Below are 3,063 nucleotides of genomic sequence, written 5' to 3' on the forward strand. Positions count from 1 at the left end.
CTTTTATGAGGGAGATATTGCTAAAATGATTGTTGATGAAGTTCAAGAAAGCGGCGGTATAATGACAGTGGAAGATTTAAAAAATTATAATTCAGTATGGAGAGATCCTATCAAATTCCAATAGTAAAGGTTGATCGCCTACCCCAAAGATTGTTAGTTTGTGCAATCTGCATCTGACCACGCCGGATGTTAGTATCATTAAATAAGATTTCACCTAAGGGCTTAGAGCCAATACTTAAAATCTCTTTGGTATCATTTGTTAATGGAATAACTGAGCGAGCAAAAACAACTACTGTGTTGTTACCCAATAGCTCAACTTCTCGAATGGTGTATTGATCACTAGTACTAATTGACTCAATTTCATGATTGTGCGGTTGGGCTTGTTGTTGGGACAAGACATGCACTGAAAAATCTTCAAACTGTTGTTTAAGTTTAGCTGTTAATGAGGTTTTGTCATCTAGCCATTGTTGGACATGCTTAGGTGCGGTGTCAATGAGAGACAATTCTTGCCATACAATGTTATCAGTATTAATCATCAGAGTATTTTAAGCTATGTATTAGCATATTGAGCCTTGTCATCTGTAATCCATCGGTTAATTAAAGCTTGCTGTTCATTTTCATTAAGCTGTAAAAATTCAGCCGCATAGTAATTAACTTGTTTGAGTAAATAACCATCTCGAACAATATTGGCAATTTTCATGTTGGCAACGCCTGTTTGTTGAGTGCCCAGTATCTCACCGGGACCGCGTAATTCTAAGTCTTTATTGGCAATTCTAAAGCCATCATTCGTTTGCCTTAATATATCCAAGCGCTCAATAGCATTGTTACTGAGTGGCGGCTGATACATTAGTATACAAATACTAGCATCGAATCCACGACCGACTCGACCTCGTAGCTGATGTAGCTGCGCCAACCCTAATCTTTCAGCATTTTCAATCACCATGAGAGAGGCATTTGGCACGTTCACACCTACTTCAATTACGGTTGTTGCAACTAAGATATGAATTTTTCCAGCACTAAAGCGAGTCATAATCTCGTTCTTTTCTTGTTTATTCATTTTTCCATGAATCAACACAACGGATAATTCAGGTAAATTTTCTTGCAAGTATTGATGTGTATTAATCGCTGATTCTGCACGTAAAGCTTCCGACTCTTCAATCAGCGTGCAGACCCAATATACCTGGTTTCCCTCAGTACAAACTTGCCGTATTTTTTCTAATACTTTGTCTTTTTTGTTACTAGCTAAAGCAATTGTTTGAATTGGACTTCTGCCAGGTGGGAGTTCATCAATAATAGAGGAGTCAAGATCAGCATAAGCACTCATGGTGAGAGATCTGGGTATAGGGGTCGCCGTCATGACTAATTGGTGTGGTGTATTATGCGCTTTTTGAGCTAACGACAAACGCTGATGTACACCAAACTTATGCTGCTCATCAATAATTACTAAGCCAAGTTTTTCAAATTCAACCGCCTCTTGGAATAATGCATGCGTTCCGATCACAACTTGAGCCTCACCAGACTTGACTAATGCTAATTGTGTGCGCCGTTCAGCTGCATTTTGAGAGCCAGTTAATAAGGCAGTGCGTATACCTAAGGGTTCAAGATAGTCACTAAATCCATGCAGATGTTGATGAGCCAATATTTCTGTTGGCGCCATAACCGCTGTTTGAAACCCATTTTCCACCGCTTGGAGGCAAGTAAACACAGCAACAATGGTTTTTCCAGAGCCAACATCACCCTGAAGTAATCTAAGCATAGGATGATTTGAGCCTAAATCAGTATTAATATCATCAATACTACGTTGTTGAGCGTTAGTCAGTGCAAAGCCTAAATTACCGAGTAATTGATTTGCCAAGGTGTGCGATATTTTAAAAATATTACAAATTTTATTTTTGCGTTCACTTTTAAGTCTGAGCAAGCTAAGTTGCTGAGCGCACAGTTCTTCAATAATGAGTCTTTGTTGTGATATGTGTCTAAAATTTGCGATTTGGTCTATATTGTCATCAACTTTGGGGTGATGTAGTGTGTGTAATGCTTGTTTTAAGGTTGGCATAGAGTTAGTTGCCAAAATTTCCTTGCCTCTTTTTGTAGGGTGAAAATTATCAATTAAAACGGTTTTTTCTAAAGCTTCTAAGGCGGCATTAATCCACTTTCTCATTTGTGGTTGATGAATGCCAGCTGTTAATGGATAAATAGGGCTTAGGGTTTTTTCAATTAAAGTTGGCTGCCCTTTAGAAATTAGCCGATATTCTGGATGATGAATCTCCAATCCATCACGTCCAATTTTCACTTCACCGAAACATTGAATTAAATCACCGCGCGTTAATTGTTGTTTTTGGTGTTGATTGAAATGAAAAAAACGCAGCAATAGGGTGCGATTTTCATCATCTGATAAATAGCACAATAATTGTCGCTGCCGAGTGGCTAACTCTTCAACACGATCAATGGTTAGCTCTACCAAAATTTCATTGCCAACCTGAGCGGCGTCAAGTGCAGTGAAACGGGTTTTGTTTTGATAGCGACTGGGCAGGTGAAACAGTAAATGCTCTAATTGATAAATGCCAATCGCATTGAGTTTTTCTTGTGCTTTAGGGCCTAATCCGTTGAGAGAGATAATCGGATCAGATAAATCGTGCATTTTATTAGAAGCTGTAACTACCTTCTTTAATGACCATCACTCCGTCCATCTCCACTCTAGCGTATTTCGGTAATTCATTAATACCTACTGCGGCACGTGCAGGATATGGTTGGTCAAAATATTGCGACATAATCTCGTTTACAATGGCAAAATTGTTTAGCTCAGTTAAATAAATATTGAGTTTCACGATGTCATTCAAGCTACCTCCTGATGCCTTGCAAACCGCACTCAAGTTTTTAAACACTTGATGAATTTGCGCACTGATATCACCCTCAACCATTTCCATAGTTTCTGGCACTAAAGGAATTTGACCTGATAAATAAACTGTTGAACCACCAGTAACATGTACGGCTTGAGAGTAAGTGCCAATTGCTTGTGGTGCTTGATCTGTTGAGATAATGTTTTTTTGCATAATAGTTGTTTTG

4 protein-coding genes are annotated in these 3,063 nt (G+C 38.7%); 1 reads left to right on the forward strand and 3 read right to left on the reverse strand.

Annotation, left to right across the window (positions count from 1 at the left end; translation table 11 throughout):
• Nucleotides 1-25: 25 nt before the first annotated feature.
• Nucleotides 26-124: a gamma-glutamyltransferase gene (locus tag P8M52_RS06745; RefSeq protein WP_300309132.1), complete on the forward strand. Its 99-nt coding sequence runs from the start codon at nucleotides 26-28 to the stop codon at nucleotides 122-124.
• On the opposite strand, the gene P8M52_RS06750 is transcribed toward P8M52_RS06745, so the two are convergent.
• Genes P8M52_RS06750 through P8M52_RS06760 form a run of 3 tightly spaced genes read right to left on the reverse strand, consistent with a single transcriptional unit; the run spans nucleotide 111 to nucleotide 3,050 of the window.
• The gene (locus P8M52_RS06750; protein ID WP_300309128.1) at nucleotides 111-536 is read right to left on the reverse strand and encodes a chorismate lyase; all 426 of its coding nucleotides are present in this window, start codon (nucleotides 534-536) and stop codon (nucleotides 111-113) included. The two genes, P8M52_RS06745 and P8M52_RS06750, sit on opposite strands and share 14 nt — an antisense overlap.
• A 14-nt stretch (nucleotides 537-550) precedes the next feature.
• Nucleotides 551-2,638 (reverse strand): ATP-dependent DNA helicase RecG, encoded by a 2,088-nt coding sequence (recG, locus tag P8M52_RS06755; RefSeq protein WP_300309130.1) that lies wholly within the window; start codon nucleotides 2,636-2,638, stop codon nucleotides 551-553.
• 4 nt (nucleotides 2,639-2,642) lie between these two features.
• Complete coding sequence (locus P8M52_RS06760; protein WP_300309134.1) at nucleotides 2,643-3,050, reverse strand: RidA family protein; 408 nt, start codon at nucleotides 3,048-3,050, stop codon at nucleotides 2,643-2,645.
• Between the last annotated feature and the right edge of the window lie 13 nt (nucleotides 3,051-3,063).

The organism is Candidatus Thioglobus sp., from assembly GCF_029243085.1.
Classification (GTDB): Bacteria; Pseudomonadota; Gammaproteobacteria; order PS1; family Pseudothioglobaceae; genus Thioglobus_A.